This window comes from Lysinibacillus sp. GW821-FHT14F06 (genome assembly GCF_058803665.1).
Genome location: NZ_JBXAPF010000019.1, coordinates 51,547 through 72,858, shown reverse-complemented (window position 1 = coordinate 72,858; position 21,312 = coordinate 51,547). Strand labels below are relative to the sequence as shown.

The following is a 21,312-nucleotide window of genomic DNA, read 5'->3' as shown; positions in this document are numbered from 1 at the left end:
CTCCTTTCTATCCAACTGGGAGCATACTTCGTAGACGGTTAACAGATGCTTTTAGACTTTCAATAAAATAATCTATATCCTTGTAGTCCGTGTAATAACCAAAGCTAATACGGATAGACGATTTTATTCTATCCTCAGATAAGCCAAGTGCTAACAATACATGAGATAAATTAGCTTTATCAGCACTACAGGCAGAACCAATAGATACTGCAATACCATATGTTTGACTTAATAGAACAGCTAATGCTTCTGCTCGTATATTCACAAAAGATATATTAATAGTACTTGGTAATAAATTCTCACCTAACACAGAACCATTAATTTCATAGTATTCAATCGAATTCTCTAATTTATCTAGGAAATAAGATCTTAATGTGATTATTTTATTAGCATTTGGCTTTAGTTCTCTTTTTGCAATTTCACAGGCTTTACCAAAACCAATAATAGCTAAAAGATTTTCTGTACCACCACGAAAACCTTTTTCTTGTCCACCGCCATGAAGAAGCTGATCTAATTTACGTTCACCGTTTTTCAAGTACAATGCACCTATGCCCTTAGGACCATATATTTTATGGGCAGCCATCGATAATGCATCCACTCCTAAGTCCCGAACATCTATCTGGATTTTGCCTATCACCTGTACAGCGTCAACATGAAAGATAATATTGCTATTGATATTTTTAACAACTCTCACCATCTCTTGAATTGGTTGAATTGAGCCGATTTCATTATTGGCAAACATGATTGAAACAAGCGCTGTATTCTCTTGTATAGCGTTTTTTAAATCTTCAATAGCTATGAAGCCATTAGTATCAACAGGTAAATAGGTAATTTCAGCACCAAGGGTAGATAAATATCGACATACTTCCAAGGTTGCAGCATGCTCGATTTTAGAAGTGATGATATGAAATGGGCGCTTATCATTTGAAAAGAAATATCCTTTCAATGCAGTGTTAATAGACTCTGTACCGCCAGAAGTAAAAAATATATCTGTCTCTTCTGCATTGATTACTGTAGCAACATGTGAGCGTGCCTCTTCCATTTTTAATTTGGCTAACTGCCCAAAGGAATGCGTGCTAGAGGGATTACCAAATAGCATTATATTTTCTATCATAGTAGAAGCCACTTCCTCCCGAAGAGGGGTAGTGGCATTATAATCAAAATACCTTCCTATCATAAAAGCCTCCTAAGCCGCCGAACGTATTTGCTCAAATAACTCATGTAAAATATTCAAACAATGCATTTGTGGAGGCTCTAACTCCCCTAGCATTTTATCAATCTCATGTTGCGGTTGCTGCTTAATTTCTTCTATTGATTTATTAATGATATATTCTGCAAATATATCAGCTGTTGCTAAAGATGTAGCACAACCATAAGCTTTATATTTCGCATCGAATATTTTTCCATTTTCTACCTTAACGCTCATTAAAATTGTATCTCCACAAACAGAGTTACCAATTTTTAATTCCATATTTGCATCAGTCAATTCACCTGAATGTCGAGGGTTGCTAAAATAATCAACAATGATAGAATTGTACATGTTTAGAATCCTCTCTTATACTTCTGCCATTTCATTTTTTTCTTCTGCGGCATCCATATGCTTCTCTAAATTAATGGCACAACAACCTATTTCTGCACCTGCTACTCTAGAAAGATATACCACCTTCTGACCATTTCTTCCGCATTCACATGTATTTTCTTTCTTTAAATACACTAAATCCTCAGTTTGAATAAATCCTGGATATGACAAGGACGTAGGGTCAAATATTGCTAAAACTCCTCTTTTTCCTTGTGGTACCTCTTCCGCTAAATTTTTTGGATTTCTTAATGAAAAATGAACCCAAGGTGGTACATGCTTAGACTGTTTCTCACATTCGATAGCTAAAATATTAGATTCAACTAATCCATACATATCCCTTATATTTTCTTCAGGAATACCTAAAAATTCAGCACATTCTTTATTGTATTGTTCCCTAGGTATCTCCATACCAGAAAAGCGTTTCCAGCCTCCTAGATTGATAATCATCGTCTTTTGATCTAACTTCAAATGAATATTATTTGTTTTTAAATAATTGACCAGTTTATAAATTAAAAATGGAGGTCCTACGATGTGGCGTGTATGAATGTTTTGCCATTTTTCTAAAGTTTCTATTGCCTCTTTAGGCTTGAAGGATGCTCTCTTAACAAGACATCTAGTTGCATCAAACAAACCTGAGAGCATATTTAATACTTTTACCATTCCCATCTCTGGCATTTCTTCTGGAGATGGGAATAAGAAGAGACCAGCTCCACGAGAGAAGGCAAACATCTCTCTATACATTGCGTAAATACTAAACACGCAATTGTTTAATGTTTCAGCATCCCTTCTCGATATACTTGGTATACCACTTGTTCCTGTACTTCGCATTTCAAATTCAATGTTCTCTAAAGATGTTGATAATAATAAATGAGAGTCAGGTCTTTTAAAACTTGTTACCGGAATAAGTGGAATTTTTTGTATATCATCTAGACTTTGTATATCGGCAGGTGTAACGCCGCTATCCTCGCATAACATTCGATAAAAGCTATTGTTTTCATAATGATGTTTAAAATTTTGGGAGATTAAATACCCCTTTAAATCATTGACTTTTTTTTCATCCCATTGAAATAGCTGTTGGGTTGACCCAATAACTGCTGTTACTGGGTTAATACCTAATTCTTTTAAATTTTCCATCGCTGCTTGAATAGTTACCATTTCATTTCCTCTCCTTTTTAATATCAATTTCTCTCGGATTTTCGGCTTATGATCGCTTCTTGTAGATCAGTAATTAGCCGTTATTACAGGAATTATTAGGGAAATATCAACCATATATAAGGCGCTAATTATTACAATTTTTGTCATACAGTTGACATAAAAAGATTAACATAAGAACAAATGATGTAACCCCTAATTCACTACAAGATAAAAAGTAAATTCCACAAATAAACTTGTGGAATTTACTAATTGAATACTTAATTATTATTGCAAAATATTTATCATTTATTAGTTTAAGAATAAACAATTGGTCCACTATTTAGTGTAATCCTAACTAATAGCAAACCATTTTTCTTTGTGATAGACTGTACTATATTTGATTAGAAAAGGGGGTATTCGATGACCCAGCAGAAGTCTAATAAGGCGGCTTTGTATATTTTAATGTTTAATATGTTTATCGCAATGGGGAGTATTGGGATTATTATTCCTGTCATGCCTGAGTATTTAAGAATATTTGGTGCTGCAGGACAAGTTCTAGGCATGCTTATTGCAACGTTCGCCTTTGCTCAATTCGTTTTTTCTCCAATTGCTGGGAATCTTTCGGATCAGTATGGTCGAAAAAATCTAATAATTTTCGGACTGATACTAACAGGACTTGCACAAATCGGTTTTGGGCTCTCTACAGAAGTGTGGATGCTCTTCTTAGCACGCTTTTTAGGTGGTCTTGGATCAGCCTTTGTTGCACCTCCTATTATGGCATTTGTAGCAGATGTTACAACATATGAAGAACGAGGAAAAGGGATGGGGATGCTCGGTGCTGCCATGTCTCTTGGCTTTATGATTGGGCCAGGTATTGGTGGATTCTTATCACAAGTCAGCTTACATTTTCCATTCTATACAGCTGGAGCGGCTGCTATTTTAGCTGCTATTTTATCGTTCTTTTTATTACCATCTACTAAACCAAACGCAGCACAAAAAATGCATAAGCAAGACAATCTTGCAAAACAAATGGTACGTTCAGTACATATGCCTTACTTTGTTATGCTTATTATTATGATGGTATTCTCGTTCGGAATTGCTAATTTCCAAACGACTTTATCATTATTTGTTACAGATAAGTTTCATTATACACCTGGAGATATTGCTATTATTTTAGTAGTGGGTGGTGCTTTTGGTGTAGTTGTACAAATGTTTGTCATTACACCACTCTTTAATCGCTACGGTGAAATGAAGGTCGTATTAGTCAATTTATTTATTGCTGCCGTATCTATCTACTTAATATTATTCGTATCTGGGTTTGCCCTTATTTTAGTTGTTGCGACAATCTTCTCGACAGCCACAACATTAATTCGTCCTGCTGTTAACACATTGATCTCTAAGCTTGCTGAAAATGAGCAAGGATTTGCTGCAGGTCTAAATAATGCCTATATGAGTCTTGGGAATATGATTGGTCCAGCATTGGCAGGTATTTTATTCGATTGGAATATGAATAGCCCTTATATATTTGGTGCTATAATTTTGATGACTTGCTTCTTCCTTGCCCTTATTTGGACAATGAAAAAGGCACCACATCTTATGCAGCCTGATTCTAAATAATCTGAAAAGTTATTGACTATTATTAGTAGTATGTTACATTTATCTTGTTACGATGCTAAACAAAAATTAAATAATTATTACCACTAGGGGAGTCTTTAAAAGACTGAGACGTATATTATCATATATGGACCCTTTGAACCTGATCTAGTTCATACTAGCGGAGGGAAGTGGCGACATCTTGCTTTTTAATATGTAAATGCAAGGCCGCTTCCTATTGTTTTCAGGAAGCGGTCTTTTTGTGTTCGCCAGTTTAGCGCGATAATATTTCAAAGGAGTGTAATTTATGTCAGTTCGAAAATTAACAATCATGGCTTTATTAGTGGCCATTGCCGTAGCAGGCTCTACCTTCGTTTCAATTCCAACAGGGATTGCGCGAGCTTATCCAATACAACATGCCATCAATGTCATCGGTGCCATTCTACTCGGCCCAGTACCAGCCGTCATCATTGCCCTTATTACGGCGATTATTCGAATTCTAACAGGGACAGGCTCCCTATTAGCCATTCCTGGCAGTGTTATTGGTGCTTTTTGTGCAGCGTTGGCTTATAAATACAGTAGTAAACCTTTGCTAGCAGGGATTGGTGAAATTGTAGGGACTGGGATCATTGCTTCTCTCATTGCAGTACCATATGCATATATCTTAATGGGGACGTCCGTCGTAGCAATGTTTTTCATGCCTGCCTTTTTAACCTCTAGTATTATTGGTGCTTTTTTAGGTATGGCCGTTGCTAGTAGTCTACGAAATACTATACTTATTAAAAATTTTCATTAAATTTTTAGAGTAGGGATTTCTTTCCTCTCCATTTTCGAAGATCATTTTTCAGTGAACCACCCCCATAGCGAGTACAAAACAAAAAAACAGTGCAAAATAATTAATCATTTTGCACTGTCATTTAATCTAAATTATCGTTTCTTCATGCCCTTTAATAACTGAGCAACATTCGTATCCTCTGCCTGTATGGTTTTATTCTCTACAGGCTGCTCTTTTCTCTTAGACTTAGCAAAGAAGCCCCAGCCAAAGCGTCGGATTGTAATATCGATGAAGAAAAGTAACATACCTGCTAATATAAGCCATGTTGCTATATTTTGACGGTCTGCGCCTTTCTTCGTAAATTCACGAAATACCTCCTTCGGTTCTTTCAAAACTGAGCCGCTTGTTTGCTTTGTCAGTTCTTCCACCAGCTTATCATTTACTGGTCGTAACTCATATTCAGCACTATAAGGTACACTTATTCCTGCCTGATAAATAGCTTGATCTTCATCAGCAATACGGAAGAAAATGAGTCCTGGCTCTGCTTGCACAACTGCCCGAACCTGAGAGGCTGAAATGGCCTCAAGCTGTGTTTCAAGTTCTTCTCCTGCTTCATTGACAGCAACTATATCTAAAAATGCTGCTTCATTAGTTGGATCTGTAATAATAAATGAACCATCCGATTCTAAACGTACATCGTAGGCAACATCATTATAGCTTGGGAGCATTTGAGAAATAAGCGTTTGCCAAAACGTTCCCCAATCCTGCCATCTTGCCCAATCACCTGTCCATTTCCCTGTCGAATCGGAAGTAAAGGCAAATGTCTTGCCAAGTCCATATTGCCACTGTGCTAGCACCGGATCCTCTTTCTCGCTTTCCGCAATTACAGAGGCCCCCTGCTTCGCTGTTGTTCCGATATAAGCATTCATTTGAGGTACACCATTTGCAAATAACGTGTTCCAACCAGATGCGTTATAGATGGTTGGATAGAAAGGGTTATCCTCAATATATGTGCGTGAAATCATTGCCGTTTCACGGGATAAAATAGAAGGGATGGTCTGCTCATCAACAACGTCATAAAATCGTCCGCTGCCCATTTCACTAAGTGCTTCAAGTAAATTGGCATCTGCATCCTGTCCAATTGCTACAGTAGACAATGTTACGCCACTCTCTTTTCCTTCAGCGATTAAGTCTTCATAATTTCCTGGCTGTGACTGTCCATCCGTTAATAAAATAATATGCTTTCGCTGTAGCTTTAAATCTGTTAAGTTCTCATAGGCCTTAGCAAGTGACCCATAAATCTCTGTCCCACCGCCTGGCGTTACAGACAAAATCGTATCCACAGCTTCTTCCTTATTTTCAAGTGGTCCTGTTTCGATAATTTCCCAAGGTTGATCATCAAAGGCAATGAAGCCGAGCGTATCTTCATCTCGCAACATTTCAACAGAACGAGCTGCCGCCTCCTTAGCGAGCTCCAGCTTCGCTCCTGACATACTACCAGAGCGGTCAAGCACGATAACCAGCCCTAATGAAGGCAATTGTTCCTTCCCTTTAATCTCCATTTCAACAGGTAGTAAAGTTTCGATTGGTGTTTTAAAATAGCCGCCCAAGCCAAAGCTATTTTCGCCACCAACCATCGTAAAGCCTACGCCAAAGTTTTTTACTGCCTGCTCTATCACATTCATTTTGGCCTCGCCCACTAGATGTCCTGGCACATTATCAAAAATAATAGCATTGTACTGTAGATAACTAGAAAGCTCATTTGGCAAACTTTGAGCATCTATAACATCAAAGGAGATGGATTTTCTCCCAAGAGCGGCTGCTACAGGTGATGCGCTATCATAACCGTTAACAATTAATAAATGTGGTTCACTCTGTACCATTGTAACGCTTGTTAGTTTATTATTTTCAAATATGGCATCCTGCTCTACCTGTACAACAGCTTCATACTTTACTAGACCCTCTGCTGTAGCTGTATGTTTATAGGTAAATACATTGGAGCCTTGTGCAAGCTCTACAGTCTCACGGTGAACAAGTTTGTCGTTTTCATATAATAGTAGCTCTCCTTTGCTAGCCGCTGTTGCATGAACTTCAGTAACTAATTGCTGCTGTTCACCCACATATGCAACCTGTGGGGTTACAAAGCTGTTCAGTGATACATCTGTAGAAACTGCTTGATGAAATGGAACAACATCAACGCTTATATTGGACCCTTTAAATTTCGAAGCAAACTCTAAGGCATTGCCTTTTGTTTCATTGCCATCTGTTAAAAGGACCAACCGTGTTGCCTTTTTTGAATTAACAATCCCTGAAGCAAGCTGTAGACTTTGTTCAATATTTGTTTGATCTGTTGCTCCTATGTTTGTAAACTTCGGCACTTCCTTTAATGACTTCGATAAAATCGCTTCTGTTTGCAGTGTTGATGAAAAAGAATAAATCCCTGCAAGCTGTTCATCCTTTTTCGACTGTAAACTTTCCTCTATAAATTTAACCATCTCACCGTCTGTGCCATTCATAGAAGCAGAACGGTCTACCATAAATAATATTTGTTCTTCCTTTATAGGTAATAAAATATAAGGACCTGCAAGCGCAAAAACTAAGCAGCTGACTGCTAGAATACGAATCCCTAGCACTGTTATATGGCTCTTTTTCAAGCGCTGACGCTCTCGCCAATAGGTCCAGCTAAAATACATAAATAATGGGAGTAAAAGCAACAATGCTAATGGCATATCAATTCGTAAATCCACGTCGTCGTTGCACCTCCCACTCTGTAACTAGTACAAATAAAATAAGAAGAATAAGCCAAGGTACAAGTGAAGCTTTCGCTATTTCTTCTTTGCCATTTTCTTGGAGCTCACCTAGTGTATAGCTTGTTCCTTTTGAGATGATACGCTCCTGTGCTTGAAGCTGGACAATGAAGCGCTTTTCTTCATTTTCTGAGCGTGCTGTATAGATTCCTGGCTTCATTGGAGCTGTTAATAAGCCATTCGAAATGGACGATAAAAACTGATCATCCTGCGAATATACACTCCAATCGCCCTGAGCCAAAGCAACTGCACGCTGCTCATTCGGCGTAAAAATACCAAGTGAACCAATCGATTCTGAAAGCTGCTGTTCCACACTCCACAAAAATAATGGAAATGAAGGGTGTAGGGGCCAATCTGTATCTGCAATATCAGCTAATATGACAAGATCACCTTTCGGAGTACGTTGTATAAAGGGATGATCTCCAACCGATGCAATTGTTTTATAGCCATCAAACCCAGGATATACAGCGCTAACATAAATATCTTTTAGCTCACTAAATGCAAACAATGCATCACTTGTTGTATTTACTTCGCCCTTTGCTTCAATTTTTTCGGCATCATCACGACCAAATAATACTATAGGTTTATCCATCTTTTCGAGCAGTGCTGTTTGGTTAGTTACTACAGTCGCTTCTTGATTATCAGCTATCTGTAAAGACGGAACAATCTTGACACTGCTATTAATTGTTTGAAAACCTTTTTGAATGAGTTGATGCATACTTTGATCGACCACTATTTTTGAGGTAGTCGTTTGTAGTAAAACAGTTTGCGAATTATCGACTGTATAATCATCATCTGCAGCAATGGTAGCCGTCATTGTATCCTCTAATGGTAAATCTTTAAAGGTTTTGGTCACAGCTTCTTTAGGAGGCAATGTAATATCTTCTGACACTACCTTATTATTCTCTGCATTTTGTAACAAAAGAGTGATCTTTTGCTCCAAATCAGTATCATTTTGTAGCTGCACCAATGCCATTGTCGATTGACCGTCTGTAGTTGCTGCAAAACGTGTAATCGCAACATTCTCTAAATCTTTAGCAGAGCCTTTTACAATCCATTTCACTGTATCTTTTTCCATTGGTAAGTGCTTTTTATCCAACACATCTGTAAATACATAAATGGATGTTGGTATATTACCAACAAAAGCCTGTGCCACATCAAGAGCCTTATTCATTTGTGCTGTTTCATAGGTTACTTCCAGCTCTTGAATCGCCTTTTCAATATCTTTAGTGTTTGTCACCTGCTGTAGTACAGCTTTCGGTGTATTGCCTGTTGTAATGAGCGTCACAGGTCTACCATTTAGTTGCCCCATCAAAGATAACATTTCTTTTTTATGTGCATCAAATGTTGACTGCTCTTTCCCCGCAAGCATTGTTGCAGACGTGTCCACAATAAAAATTGTCTGTGCACCTACAATCGTTGATTTTTTAACATAAGGGTTCATTAGGGCTAGTACCAATAAAAGAAGTGCTAGAAGTTGCAAAAAGAGCAAAGCATTTTTTTGTAGTTGCTTTAAGTATGGTGATACACGCGTTTCCTGCATAATTTCCGACCAAAAAAGTGTAGAAGATACGGTTTGATCGATATATTTTTTTCGAAAGAAATAATATAGTAGGACAATGACCGGGATGATGGCCGTCCAGCTAAAAAGTATTTGACTAAAGCCCAATACGGCTCACCTCACCTAATCCAATGTGCTTTTAATAATTGCTGAAAGATGGCATGCTGTAATCCATCCTCCACTTTAAGCTGTAATTTTCGAACACCAAAGCGTCGACAAATAGCTTCGAATTCTTCTTCATGTAATAAACGTCGTGCCATATATGCGTCTAAAACTTTAGAGGACATTGTAACGTTGACATCTTTGCCAGTCTCACGATCTAATAGGCGGACATCACCAGTGTAATTAGGAGAGAGCTCCTCCTCCGTGACAATTTGTAATAGACGGACATCCCCTGCATAGCGCGGCAATCTTCTTAACAGTTGCTCCCATTCCTCAATCGACTCTAGTCCATCTGTAACAATAAATAGCACTGTACTATCTTTGGGTAATGCTCTTAAAGCTCCCTGTGCAAAGCTTCCTGTGTAATCAGCTTCTTCTATTTCCGCTATGACTTGTAAAAAAGCGCGTCGATACATAGCGCCTTTACGGCGAAATGGCGGCTTCATCTCATCTTGTACAAAAGAAAAGGATAAACGATCGTCACGACCAAGCACCATTAAACCAAGAGAAGCAACAATTTGACGAGCAAATATCCATTTAGTGTCATCCCCCATGGATTTAGTGGTATCTAGCAAAATGTGAACACGCATCTCTTGTTCATCTAAAAATCTTTTTATAAAGTATTTATCCGTTCTTGCAAATACGTTCCAATCGACCTGCCGTACATCATCACCTAAATGATATTCACGAAAATCTGAGAAATCGAGTGATGCCCCGAAGCGCTGCGAACGGTGCGAGCCTTTATGCTGCCCTCGCAATTTGGAGGCCGTTGCCAATTGGAAGCGACTAATTTTCGCTAACCAATCTTCGGGTAATATTATTTTTTGTGTCACTTGCTAACACCTTGCTGTACTTTTTCTAAAATAACATCTATCACATCATCCGCTGTTTTTCCTGAAGCCTCCCCTTCATAATTCAACAGCATACGATGACGTAATACTGGCTTCGCTACAGATTTAATGTCTGCTACAGAAACATGAAAACGCCCATTCATGAGTGCTCTAGCCTTCGCTAGCTTTATTAAGCTTTGCAAACCACGCGGACCACTACCATACATTGCATATTGCTTGACCTCGTCTATGGCATCCACTCTTTCAGGATGTGTAGCAACAACTAGGTCCGTTGCAAATTCAAGCATTTCATCTGCAACCAGTATTTCCTTTACCATTTGCTGTGCCTCGATAAGTACCTCTGTATCCATTATTTTTTGCAAGCCTATTTCCTGAGCGCCTGTTGTACGCTTCATAATTTCCATTAGCTCACTTTTCTTAGGATATGGGACAAGTATTTTACATAGAAAACGGTCCATTTGCGCCTCAGGCAATGGATAGGTTCCCTCCATCTCAATCGGGTTTTGCGTAGCTAACACAAAAAAGGGCTTAGCCATCCTTTTTGTATCCCCTAAAATCGTAACCGTCTTTTCTCCCATAGCCTCAAGCAATGCACTTTGTGTTTTAGGTGTTGCACGGTTTATTTCATCCGCTAACACCATCTGACTAAAAATCGGACCTGGCTGGAATGTAAACTGCTGTTTACCGTCTGCTGTACGCTCAATCATACTTGTTCCAGTAATATCTGCTGGCATAAGATCAGGTGTAAATTGAATACGCGAAAACGATAAATCAAGTACCTCAGAAATCGTACGAATTAACATCGTTTTTCCTAAACCTGGTAACCCCTCTAACAATGCGTGACCATCAGCGAGCACCGCGTACAATGTATAATCGATTGCTTCCTCTTGACCGACAATAAAGCGATGAATTTCTTCCTTCACCTGCTGCAATTTCATACTCATTTCAACATACTGTTGCTCTGTAAATGCCATTTCTTTTCCTCCTACTGCGACTCTATTGACGTGAAATAAGATTGCACGACATTTTGTAAATCTTTTGGTAATTGTAGTCGTTCTGAGCTTTCAATATAGCTATCCTTATAGGACCCTATTACTTCGTCATATGGGCGAATGGTTCCCTTAGTTATTGGAACATTTCCTTGCTGCTCTGATACATGTGAACCATCTCCTAGCGCACCACCGTCCACTGATGTCTCACTTGAGCCTCCGATTCGTTTCGGTGTCGTTAATAAAGAGCGACTGCCCTGGCCCTTTCCTGCCCCTTGACCACCTGAACCAGAACCACCTTGACCAGAACCATTTCCTTGTCCCTGACCTTGCCCTTGTCCCTGACCTTGCCCCTGACCTTGACCTTGACCCTGACCTTGTCCCTGATTTTTATTTGAAGACTGTTGGGAATTGTTTTGAGAATTACTTTGGTTTTGCTGGCCTGCTTGCCCTTGTTGATTGCTTGACTGTGAATTCCCCGATGGATTTTGGCTCGAATTGGAATTACTTTGCTGACTGTTACTAGCATTATTGGCACTTGCAATAGCATTTTGCAATGTATTACTTGCTGGTTTCCCAAGCTTGCTCATCGCTGTTTGAGTAGCATTAGCATTTTGTGTTAGTTCTTGCTGCATTTGGGCAAGCTCCTTCAGCTGCTCCACATCTTCCTTCGATAAACCATTGCCTTCCGTGGCACCATCCTGGCTAGTCGTTTGCTTGTCCTTTAATTGCTGCTCCTTTAAAGCAAGCTCCTTTTGTTTTTTCACGACTTCCCGTAATGCTTCCTCAGCCGTTTCTGCCTCTTTTAACGTATTTTGTAAATCCTTTAACTGCTCTTTCACGTCTTTTGTTTGAGCCTTTTTCTCTATCTTGGCAACTTCCTTCTTAACGTCCTCGATAACAGCCTTTTCTTGTTCTACCTCAATGGCTTCCATTTGTGTGGCTGATGGAAACAAATACAGAACGGCCAGTACAACTGTCGACACAAATATTCCACTTAGTGCCTTTGGACGGAATAAATGTTTCTTTCTCGCTTTAAAATTTGTAAAGGATGTTTCAGCATTTTGTACCGCTTTTGTCAGCAATGATTGTATAAGTGGGTCCTTATCATCCTGGAAAGATAAGGCTGTCACTAATTCATTGTGTAAAAAATAATCATCCAATCTATGCAATGCGTCTTTTTCTTTCGCGCGCTTCCACCATATAAATATTCCTGCTGTTAGTACAATAACTATAAAGACAATTAGTGCTGTTTGTCTGTAAAATGGCCATACAAATAATCTGGAGACGAGGATAAGAGAAGCACTCGAAAGCAAAGCAAAAAACAGACCGTACTGTGCAATGGGAAAACTTCTTTCTACTGTTAAACTCGTCTTTGCACGTTGAATATATTTTCGTAATTGCTTACGACGCTCCATAAGGTTTCCTCCTCATCGGTTACTTTTCATGTTGGCACGTAATTTTTTAATAGCGATTGTTAGGCATACAACGATAATCAAGATATACGCTATTAAATAGGTAATCCAAACAGGTAATTTCACGCCTGAAAGTTCGCTAAGCGCATCTCCCATTTCTGGTGAAATAAGTGTTAACATCAATGCGCCTGGGTTAATGGACGCCCAGAAATAAGTCATATAGGATGTATTTGTGCCAATGTTGTTCCCCATTTGATGGAAGGCCATTGTTAAAAAGAAGAAAAATGCCGTAATGCCACCTAAAAAGATGATTGAGCCGTATGTTGCAATCATGGCAACGATTGTTCTTTTTGTAATGGTTGAAAACATTACCCCAATACTACCTATCGCAACTACTGTTACTAGGTAAAATAAAAATATTGAAATTAACTGAGATGGTGATACCCCGCCGAATAAAAATACTAAACTATATAATGGCAGCCCTGCGATTAGCATTAATACTAAAAATGCTACCGAAGAGAGTAGTTTGCCAATAATGATTTGTGTAGAACTTTGTGTTGTCGTTAGTAAAATATTTAATGTTTGCTTTTCCCTCTCACTACTAATGGCACCAGCAGTCAAGCTCGGTGTAATAAATAGAACAAGAGCCATCTGTAAAATAGTTAATACAGCAAACATCATAAAGCTTGTATCTGGTCTAAAGAATCCTCTACCGGTAAATCCAGTTGTTAATAGAAGGAATCCCGCTATAAAAATACATAGTACCGCTAAATAAAACATCAATCCTGAAAAGCTTTTAAAAGAACGGAAGCGTAACTTCAATTCTTTTACGAGCACAGGATTATAAAATCGTTCCATCATTGATTGTCCGCTCCCTTCGTAATCGCCATAAAGACATCCTCTAAATCTTTTTCCTCTTCACTTAATGCATATATAGGTAAATTCGTTAGCATTGCCTTTTTCAAGAGTGCTACTTGATCTGCATCCGTTCCCCGATAGTTAAAGGCTATTTCTAGGCGATTATCTATTACATCTATCGAGGAGACTAGAGGGTCCTCCTCTAGGAAAGCACGTACCTCATTTACTCGATCTGTAACCTTTATAACAATACGTTTCTCACCTTGTAGCTGAGCTTGGATGGAAGAGACATTGCCATGAGCAATAAGCTTACCATTGTCAATAACGCCAATTTCATCACACATTTCTGCAAGCTCAGGCAAAATATGTGAGGAGATTAATATCGTTTTGCCCATTGATTTTAGATTTCGTAAAATATCTCGCATTTCTACTCGAGCACGTGGATCTAACCCTGAGGCAGGCTCATCCAATATTAATACCTTTGGGTCATGGATAAGAGCTCGTGCTAGGCATAGACGTTGCTTCATTCCACGCGACAATAAATCTACATATTCAAAACGTTTACTTGTTAAATTCACAAGCTCAAGTAGCTGTGGAATAAGAACTTTCCGTTCAGCTACACCTATCCCATAGCTAGCACCATAAAAATCTAAGTATTCATCCACCTTTAATTGATCATACACACCAAAGAAATCTGGCATATAGCCAATTTGCTTTCGTACCTCTTTTGACTCTTTAATAACACTTTTTCCATTAATAAGTGCATCACCGGAAGTTGGAGACAACAGGGTTGCTAATATCGAGAAAGTAGTGGATTTCCCTGCTCCATTAGCACCTACAAATCCAAATACAACGCCTTCCTCTAAGGTTAGATTTAGATGATCTAAAGCTGTAAAGGAGCCATATCTTTTCGTCAAATCACGAATTTCAATCATTATTTCGCCACTCCCTTCAGCTCTACATCTGGTAATTTTGTTTGCTCACCTGTTTGATCTGGTCCAAATTTAATCTCCATAAGCAACTCGCCATTTTCATTGAAATACTTCGATATGTTGTCTGTGAACACTTGTTTTGTATCTACTAATGACTCATAATTTTTCGTTTCATTATTCCAAATCGATAATTGCATACGCTTAACATCCTTATTTGAGACAGTTAGTTCATTTAATGTTTGAACTGAACTCATAAAGTTATCTGGCATTGCGATGGATACCTCATATAATCCATCTGACATATACCAATTATTTAACTGCTCATCTATTTTATCGTAATATGCATTAGCGGACTGGGGATTTACTGAATACGAAAAGTTGTTGCGTTTCATCGTAAATGGCCCTGATAGCTCTACTTTGCCATCAAATGGCTGAATAAAATAAGAAATAGGTGACATTTTGGCACTTGTTTCAAGTTCCACACCAGCAATAACTTGTTCAGCCCATGCAGTTATAACAGGTTTCTTATCATTTTCTACAAGCGGAAGTGCTAAAGATTGCATCCGCTCAATTCGAAGTGGATTTACTTCTTCCTTCTTCGATGGATAATTATAATTGTAGTTCGTAAATGTAGACGGCTTTTGAAGAACAGTCGCCGTTATCTCTTTATCTACTTGAAGAGTTCCATTCGCTTCTATATCGCCAAGCTTAACTTCTTTAACACCAGAGATTAAGGTAACATCCTTTAAAGCAAACGGGAAATTATTCTTAATTGTCCCTGTTAATTTTTCATTTTTTAACGTTATATCGATATCCATTTTGCCAATATTTTGCGCTGCTGTTTTTCCTGCGAAGGACTGTACAGACCAATAGCTTAAATCGCGTAAAGTTAATGTGGAGCCATTTGCATTTTCTTTAATATAAGATGTTTCATGTAAATTTCCACTTGTTCCAGTGAAATTATTATTTCGACGAAGCGAAAATGCACTAGTATCCTTATCTGCATTCACAACAAAATCACCACTACGGTTTGTCAGTAGGGATTCCACATAATAGCCATTTAAACTACTATCTTCATTCACTTTAAAAAAGGCGGATTGCTGGATTTGAGGCTGTACAATTCGATCCTTCGCACCGAAAATGAACAAAACAATCGATAATACAACTGACATAATCGGAATTATCCACCATGCCTGTTCACGCTTGTCTATTTTCTTTAGGATAAAATATAAGATTGGTCCAATAATTAAAATATATAATATGATAACGATTAACATATAGCTAACTGATACTTCAAAGGATGGGAATAATTCATTTACATCACGCAGTTCATAAGACAGTTGATCCATTGTTGACTGCCCGCGCCCCATCATACCTTGCTGAGAAAGGCTTTGAATATCCAATAATTTTGCTGCTAATGTTGCATAGCCATCCATAGATGCAAGCGGCTGATCTCCTAATGAAAAGGCGGTTTGAATAATTTCTCCACTGCCAACCTTTTTCTTGGATGCTAGAAGGGTATTATTGTCTGTTAATACAGGTATACTCCCTTTACTTCCAGTTGCTTCAAAAACAGATATCGGTTGTGAAAAAATACCCCCACCTGATATTTTTGATAAGCTATCTGCGGAAACAGTTGTCAATTGCTGTGATAATGTAAGCGGTAAATCATCCTTAAAAATGCCAGCTGTTGCATTTACTTGATCACCAGCTCCCACTAACAATGTACCGCCATCCTGTACCCATTTAAATAAAGCCTGTTGTTGTTTTTCCGATAAATCGGCTATGGCAATCTCATCAATGACAATGATGTTCGCCATCGCTAAGCCTTGCGCATCTTCAGGCAATGTAAAATCTTTTATTTGCTTTAAATTAAAAACCTCAACATTGTTTTGAGCAGAAAATTGAGAAAGACGTAAAAATGCGGATAGGCGATCACTTTTATCTGTTAGCGTATAGATAAATACAGAAGAGGGATCTAAAAAGTTACCTTGTAGTCGTTTTGTTCCTTTATAAGCAACCTTTTTACCCTTTTCAATGCTTCCCTCATAAAAGGCAAATAATTCTGCATCAGAATAATCCCCTAAACCATCTAAATTAAAATCAAATGTTTTTTCTTCTCCTGCTGCAATATCAATCGGCAGTACTAGTGCGGATGCAGTTACATACGAGCTAGAGGCATTAATGACCATATCTCCCGAAAAATCTGCACCATTATTTTTTACTGTTACTTGAAGTGGCACTAGTGATTGATATTTTGCTTTCCCTGTAATTCCTACCTTAGCTTGTACCTCTAAAGTTGCAGCTGCTCTTGCCTGCTCCATAGGTAGGAGAAAGCTGATAACAAGCATAAATATAAATATGAGTGCCGTGATATTCGTTTTTTTCAAAAGCTCAACCCCTTTTTTGTCTGTAAATATCAATGGTTACATAATTATACGTTTAAAATTGAATTTTGTTCCATTTCTTATGACATCTTCATGAATATTCATAAACTCTTAAGAATTAAAAGGCAGTCCAGAAGTAATTCCGCTATTACTCTGGACTGCCTCCATATTTTCTATTTCAAGTAATCAAACAAGCATCGTGCATGATCCTGTATCACTTCGACGAAAGCCTCTACTTGCCTTAATTCGAATGAGGATTCATACCCTATTAACCATGTATCGCGCGTTAAGCCGAACTCTTTTTCATTATTTGTAAGGGCTATTTTATTAATACCATCATGATCATTTAAAGTAATGGAAGGTAAGATGGCATATCCTATTCCATCTAATGCCATTTGTTTACAGATTTCGATTTGATCAACCAAAATCTGTCTTCTTGGATTTGAAGCAAAATGCTGCTGCCACCATTGTTGAATTTCCTGATAATAATTGGAATCACTTTTAAATTGAATAAAAGGTCGCTCTGTAGACAGTACATCTTCAATTGTTTTTAATTCCTTATCAACTAAATAAAGGGTGTCTCGAAAAAGATGAATTTTTTCCCCCCTCCAATCAACCTGTCCACGAACAATCCCTACATGAGCTTCTCCTTCATAGAGTGCTTTCACAATTTCAGAGCTCCAACCAGTCATAAGCGAGATTTTGGCCTCAGGATATTTCTCTACAAAATCCTTCAATATTTTAGGGAGCCAGTTTTGGCCTACAATCGAAGCACAGGCAATTTTCAATGTCCCATTAACTTTTGTTGTCAATGATTGGATTGTTTCTAAAATCTCTTCTTTTTTACTTAGCATTTCTGTAGCATAGCCAATCACCATTTCTCCAGCAGGTGTTGCCGTTAATCCTTTTTGTGAACGAATAAATAGCTGCGCCCCCCAATCCTTTTCAATCGTTTGCAAGCGTTGAGAAAGCGCTGGTTGGGATAAAAATAGACGTTCTGCTGCCTTTCGCATATTGCGTTCCTCAGCTAATACTTTTAAGATTTCAGCTTCTGTCGCCATCAATCAGTAAACCTCCAATACAAGCAAAGAGGGTCTCATGATTTTCATCTGAGTCCCCCTCTTAACCTACTACTCTTTTAGATAAATATATTTTTTCAATTGCTTTAAAATCACACGTCTCGTTAAAATCCCTGCAAATGTACCTTCTTCATCCACAACACATAAAAAGGCATGATTAATCACTAAATCGAGAGCTCGCTGAAAAGTATCTGTTAACTTTAATACAGCAATATCTTTGTCCATAATTGTATCCACTTTAATATCAGGCAGCTTCTCATATTCAATATGTTCGAGTCCAAGTATGGATTCTGTAATCATCTTCATGCTTAGTAACCCTTGAAGCCGGTATTTCAAATCTAAAACAGGTATTGACGAATACCCTGTACGTGTAAGTACAAGGAGTGCATGCTCCGCACTATTCCCACTTTGTACATGTGCAACCTTTTCAGATGAAATAATAAAATCACTAATTGGCATTGCTAATAAGTCTTTGCTGTTAGTTGAAATCATGAACTTCTTCTCCTTTTCTGTCCTTACTATGCAGAACAGGGTGCTTCCTTTTTATCATATCATAACTTTTCCTTATATGACCACGACAAGGTAGAGAAGAGTTTTTAAAGAACCACGAATGATTTTATTGCTTTGAACTAAACTAAGACGTAAGTTGAAAAGAAAAAATCATAAAAAGGACCTTCATTCAGACATACATCTGAATGAAGATAACAGTTTTAATAGCCGGCCTGACTCCAGTAATAAAAAATCATGATCCCTAAGAAAAGTAAAAAAATGATATAGACCCATACAATGGGGTTTAGCATTGTTGCATACTCTTCAACCGTTTCTGAAATCGGTGTATCGTTTTCAGACTTCCGTTCAGAGGTCATTTTCGCAATCTTTAGTGTTGACACAAAAGAAATAACGGAAATGATTGTAATGGCAATAAGAGCCGGTATTAACCACATACCCATTGGCAAAACTCCTTTCTTTACCCTTAGTATGCGTCAATCCGACTCTTCATTATGCAACTTATTTTGTTTAGAATGGATATTGATTAAGCCATTGTCCACCATCAAGCGTCACACATTCACCATTCATATAGCTAGCTTTATCAGAAAGCATGAATGTTGCCAAGTCAGCAATTTCCTCAGGGGTTCCTGTACGCCCTAATGGTACAGAATCTAATGTACGAGAAGCTGCTGCCTCAGATTCCCAAAGCCTTTCTGCACCCCCTGTACGCTCAATTGGACCTGGCGCAATTGCATTCACTCGAATCCCGTACTGTTTCCCCCATTCAACAGCTAGTGTTCTCGTTAATGATAATACACCCGCTTTAGCAGCTGCTGAATGAATAACGCCAGCACCAGCATTCCACGCATAAGTTGCAACCATATTCAAAATGGCTCCTTTAATATTATGTTGAATCCAATACTTACCAACAACAGAAGAACAGAAGAATGTACCATTTAACACAATATCAACAACAGCCCTCCAGCCATTCGGTGATAAGTCTTCCGCGCGTACGATAAAATTGCCAGCAGCATTATTCACAAGTCCATCAACCTGTCCAAATTTTTCAATAGCAAATGCTAGCATCGCCTCTGCATGCTCTGGCACTCGTACATCCATTTGGAAGGTCTCAATTGAAGTGCCAGCCTCTAAAATAAAGTTCTTTGCCTCTGCTAAGCGTTCTTCATTCCGTCCTGTAATAACAACATTCGCTCCTTCGGCTACAAAGGTCTTAGCCATATAAAGTCCCATTCCACTTGATCCACCCGTAATAATAATTGTTTTCCCCTGCAACATACCATTTCCCCCTTCACAAAAATGAATGATGATTCATATTAATATTACTATATTTGCTCGTATATGTCATATTAATTCTGCAAAGATTCAAAAAATCAATATACCTTTTTTATCTTCTACATAAAAAAGAACCATTCAAGACTCTTGAATAGTTCTTTCGGCAGTTCAAAATTTACCATTTATCTATTTAAAGCTCCCTCAATCACTTGATTAACTAAAACTTATAATAATAGGCCTTTTTATAAAGCTCTCTTAGCTCTTCTTCTGTAGGTATTTTAGGATTATTTCCTGGGCTTCCACTAGCAATTGCATCAATGGTCATTTTGGGGATAGCCGCATAAAAGGCATCTTCCTCAATTCCCCAATGTTTTAAATTACCAATATTCATTTTTTTACACATCTCTTTAATAGAAATAATCGCTAAATCAGCGAGCTCTTCCTTCGTTAGTAATTTCTTATCTTTATTAAAAAATTCACCGAGGTCTGCGAGCTGATTAATGCAGGCATCCTTAGAAAACTCCAAAACTACTGGTAAAAGCATAGCATTTGATATTCCGTGTGGCACATGGAATAAAGCCCCAATTGGACGGGACATACCATGCACTAAAGCAACGGATGCATTAGAGAATGACAGGCCCGCCTGCAGGGAACCGAGTGACATGGCTTCTCGTGCATCAAGATCATCACCATGTTCATAAACCTTGAGTATATTATTGACGATTAATTCCATAGCTGATAATGCCAGGACATTCGAATAGGGATGAGCTAAGCGAGATAAATAGCTCTCAATCGCATGGCTCAATGCATCAATACCTGTCGCTGCTGTAATAGCAGGAGGAGAGGTAACCGTTAATACGGGATCAACAATAGCAATGGTTGGCATAAAAGCAGGTTGCTTAATCATCATTTTCACATCATTCTGTGTGTTAGTTATAACTGTTGCATCTGTCGCCTCAGAGCCAGTGCCTGCTGTTGTCGGAATTGCAATATGAGGAATAGGTGCCTGCTCTGCGATTTTTAGCATTTTCATATAATCCCCTATATAGCCACCATTTGTTGCCACCACAGCAATCGCTTTCCCTGTGTCGATACAGCTCCCACCACCAACCGAAATGATGACATCACAGCCTTCAGCTTGTAAAACATCCAGTCCTTCAGCAACATACGTATCCACTGGCTCTGTTGTTACACCAATGAATGATACCGCTTCCAATCCTTGTGCCTTTAAATAAGTTCGGCATTGGTTGACAAAGCCTAAACTGTCCATAATTGGATCGCTTATTATAAGTGCCTTGTTCCCCAACTTTTTTGCATACACCCCAACTTCCTCAAATGCGTCTCTGCCATAGACAATAGTTGCTGGCGAATGAACGGTAAAGATTGTTTTTGTTTGAATCATGGTGCT

18 protein-coding genes and 1 riboswitch are annotated in these 21,312 nt (G+C 38.3%); of the genes, 2 read left to right on the top strand and 16 right to left on the bottom strand.

All coding sequences use genetic code 11. The annotated features are described in order from the left end of the window. Positions 1 to 7 precede the first annotated feature (7 nt). The 3 genes from AC1RNS_RS16730 to AC1RNS_RS16720 are packed head-to-tail and all read right to left on the bottom strand — an operon-like array spanning position 8 to position 2,734. Positions 8 to 1,177, bottom strand: a complete 1,170-nt coding sequence (locus tag AC1RNS_RS16730; protein WP_492994285.1) for a cysteine desulfurase family protein — start codon at positions 1,175 to 1,177, stop codon at positions 8 to 10. A 9-nt stretch (positions 1,178 to 1,186) separates the two neighbouring features. Next, a complete protein-coding gene (locus AC1RNS_RS16725) occupies positions 1,187 to 1,540 on the bottom strand; it encodes an iron-sulfur cluster assembly scaffold protein (protein ID WP_492994284.1) in 354 nt (117 codons plus the stop codon). 15 nt (positions 1,541 to 1,555) lie between these two features. After that, positions 1,556 to 2,734, bottom strand: coding sequence for a LuxE/PaaK family acyltransferase (locus AC1RNS_RS16720; RefSeq protein ID WP_492994282.1), 1,179 nt, complete (start codon positions 2,732 to 2,734; stop codon positions 1,556 to 1,558). Between the two features lie 399 nt (positions 2,735 to 3,133). Here AC1RNS_RS16720 and AC1RNS_RS16715 point away from each other — a divergent pair, with 399 nt between their 5' ends. Together AC1RNS_RS16715 and thiW are read left to right on the top strand one after the other, a co-directional pair. Next, positions 3,134 to 4,330 (top strand): MFS transporter, encoded by a 1,197-nt coding sequence (locus AC1RNS_RS16715; protein ID WP_492994281.1) that lies wholly within the window; start codon positions 3,134 to 3,136, stop codon positions 4,328 to 4,330. 75 nt (positions 4,331 to 4,405) lie between these two features. After that, positions 4,406 to 4,513, top strand: a riboswitch (TPP riboswitch). A 100-nt stretch (positions 4,514 to 4,613) separates the two neighbouring features. Next, positions 4,614 to 5,102 (top strand): energy coupling factor transporter S component ThiW, encoded by a 489-nt coding sequence (thiW, locus tag AC1RNS_RS16710; RefSeq protein WP_492994279.1) that lies wholly within the window; start codon positions 4,614 to 4,616, stop codon positions 5,100 to 5,102. A gap of 131 nt (positions 5,103 to 5,233) precedes the next feature. Here the strand turns inward: thiW and AC1RNS_RS16705 are convergent, their stop codons facing one another. The 13 genes from AC1RNS_RS16705 to AC1RNS_RS16645 form a co-directional block, all read right to left on the bottom strand. Continuing rightward, positions 5,234 to 7,828, bottom strand: a complete 2,595-nt coding sequence (locus AC1RNS_RS16705) for a VWA domain-containing protein (RefSeq protein WP_492994277.1) — start codon at positions 7,826 to 7,828, stop codon at positions 5,234 to 5,236. Then, positions 7,812 to 9,557, bottom strand: coding sequence for a vWA domain-containing protein (locus tag AC1RNS_RS16700; RefSeq protein ID WP_492994276.1), 1,746 nt, complete (start codon positions 9,555 to 9,557; stop codon positions 7,812 to 7,814). The genes AC1RNS_RS16705 and AC1RNS_RS16700 overlap by 17 nt, the downstream gene beginning before the upstream one ends. Before the next feature lie 11 nt (positions 9,558 to 9,568). Further along, a complete protein-coding gene (locus AC1RNS_RS16695; RefSeq protein ID WP_492994274.1) occupies positions 9,569 to 10,444 on the bottom strand; it encodes a DUF58 domain-containing protein in 876 nt (291 codons plus the stop codon). Next, entirely contained in the window at positions 10,441 to 11,436 is a 996-nt protein-coding gene (locus AC1RNS_RS16690) for an AAA family ATPase (RefSeq protein ID WP_492994272.1), read from the bottom strand. The genes AC1RNS_RS16695 and AC1RNS_RS16690 overlap by 4 nt, the downstream gene beginning before the upstream one ends. An 11-nt stretch (positions 11,437 to 11,447) precedes the next feature. Next, positions 11,448 to 12,869, bottom strand: a complete 1,422-nt coding sequence (locus AC1RNS_RS16685; RefSeq protein ID WP_492994270.1) for a DUF8809 domain-containing protein — start codon at positions 12,867 to 12,869, stop codon at positions 11,448 to 11,450. A 12-nt stretch (positions 12,870 to 12,881) separates the two neighbouring features. Continuing rightward, complete coding sequence (locus tag AC1RNS_RS16680) at positions 12,882 to 13,727, bottom strand: ABC transporter permease (protein ID WP_492994268.1); 846 nt, start codon at positions 13,725 to 13,727, stop codon at positions 12,882 to 12,884. Further along, positions 13,724 to 14,659, bottom strand: a complete 936-nt coding sequence (locus tag AC1RNS_RS16675) for an ABC transporter ATP-binding protein (protein WP_492994266.1) — start codon at positions 14,657 to 14,659, stop codon at positions 13,724 to 13,726. The genes AC1RNS_RS16680 and AC1RNS_RS16675 overlap by 4 nt, the downstream gene beginning before the upstream one ends. Further along, the gene (locus tag AC1RNS_RS16670) at positions 14,659 to 17,046 is read right to left on the bottom strand and encodes a DUF8725 domain-containing protein (protein WP_492994264.1); all 2,388 of its coding nucleotides are present in this window, start codon (positions 17,044 to 17,046) and stop codon (positions 14,659 to 14,661) included. Before AC1RNS_RS16670 ends, AC1RNS_RS16675 begins: the two co-directional genes overlap by 1 nt. Before the next feature lie 170 nt (positions 17,047 to 17,216). Continuing rightward, positions 17,217 to 18,104 carry a transcriptional regulator CcpC gene (gene ccpC, locus AC1RNS_RS16665; protein ID WP_492994317.1) on the bottom strand — a complete coding sequence of 296 codons (888 nt, stop codon included), beginning with the start codon at positions 18,102 to 18,104 and terminating at the stop codon, positions 17,217 to 17,219. Positions 18,105 to 18,173: 69 nt separating this feature from the next. Then, on the bottom strand, positions 18,174 to 18,614 hold the full coding sequence (gene cbpB / locus AC1RNS_RS16660) for a cyclic-di-AMP-binding protein CbpB (protein WP_492994263.1): 441 nt from the start codon (positions 18,612 to 18,614) through the stop codon (positions 18,174 to 18,176). 218 nt (positions 18,615 to 18,832) lie between these two features. Continuing rightward, entirely contained in the window at positions 18,833 to 19,072 is a 240-nt protein-coding gene (locus tag AC1RNS_RS16655; RefSeq protein WP_492447330.1) for a short-chain dehydrogenase, read from the bottom strand. 67 nt (positions 19,073 to 19,139) lie between these two features. Further along, positions 19,140 to 19,907: a 2,4-dienoyl-CoA reductase gene (fadH, locus tag AC1RNS_RS16650; RefSeq protein WP_492994262.1), complete on the bottom strand. Its 768-nt coding sequence runs from the start codon at positions 19,905 to 19,907 to the stop codon at positions 19,140 to 19,142. 214 nt (positions 19,908 to 20,121) lie between these two features. Further along, entirely contained in the window at positions 20,122 to 21,306 is a 1,185-nt protein-coding gene (locus tag AC1RNS_RS16645) for an iron-containing alcohol dehydrogenase (protein WP_492994261.1), read from the bottom strand. Positions 21,307 to 21,312: the final 6 nt, after the last annotated feature.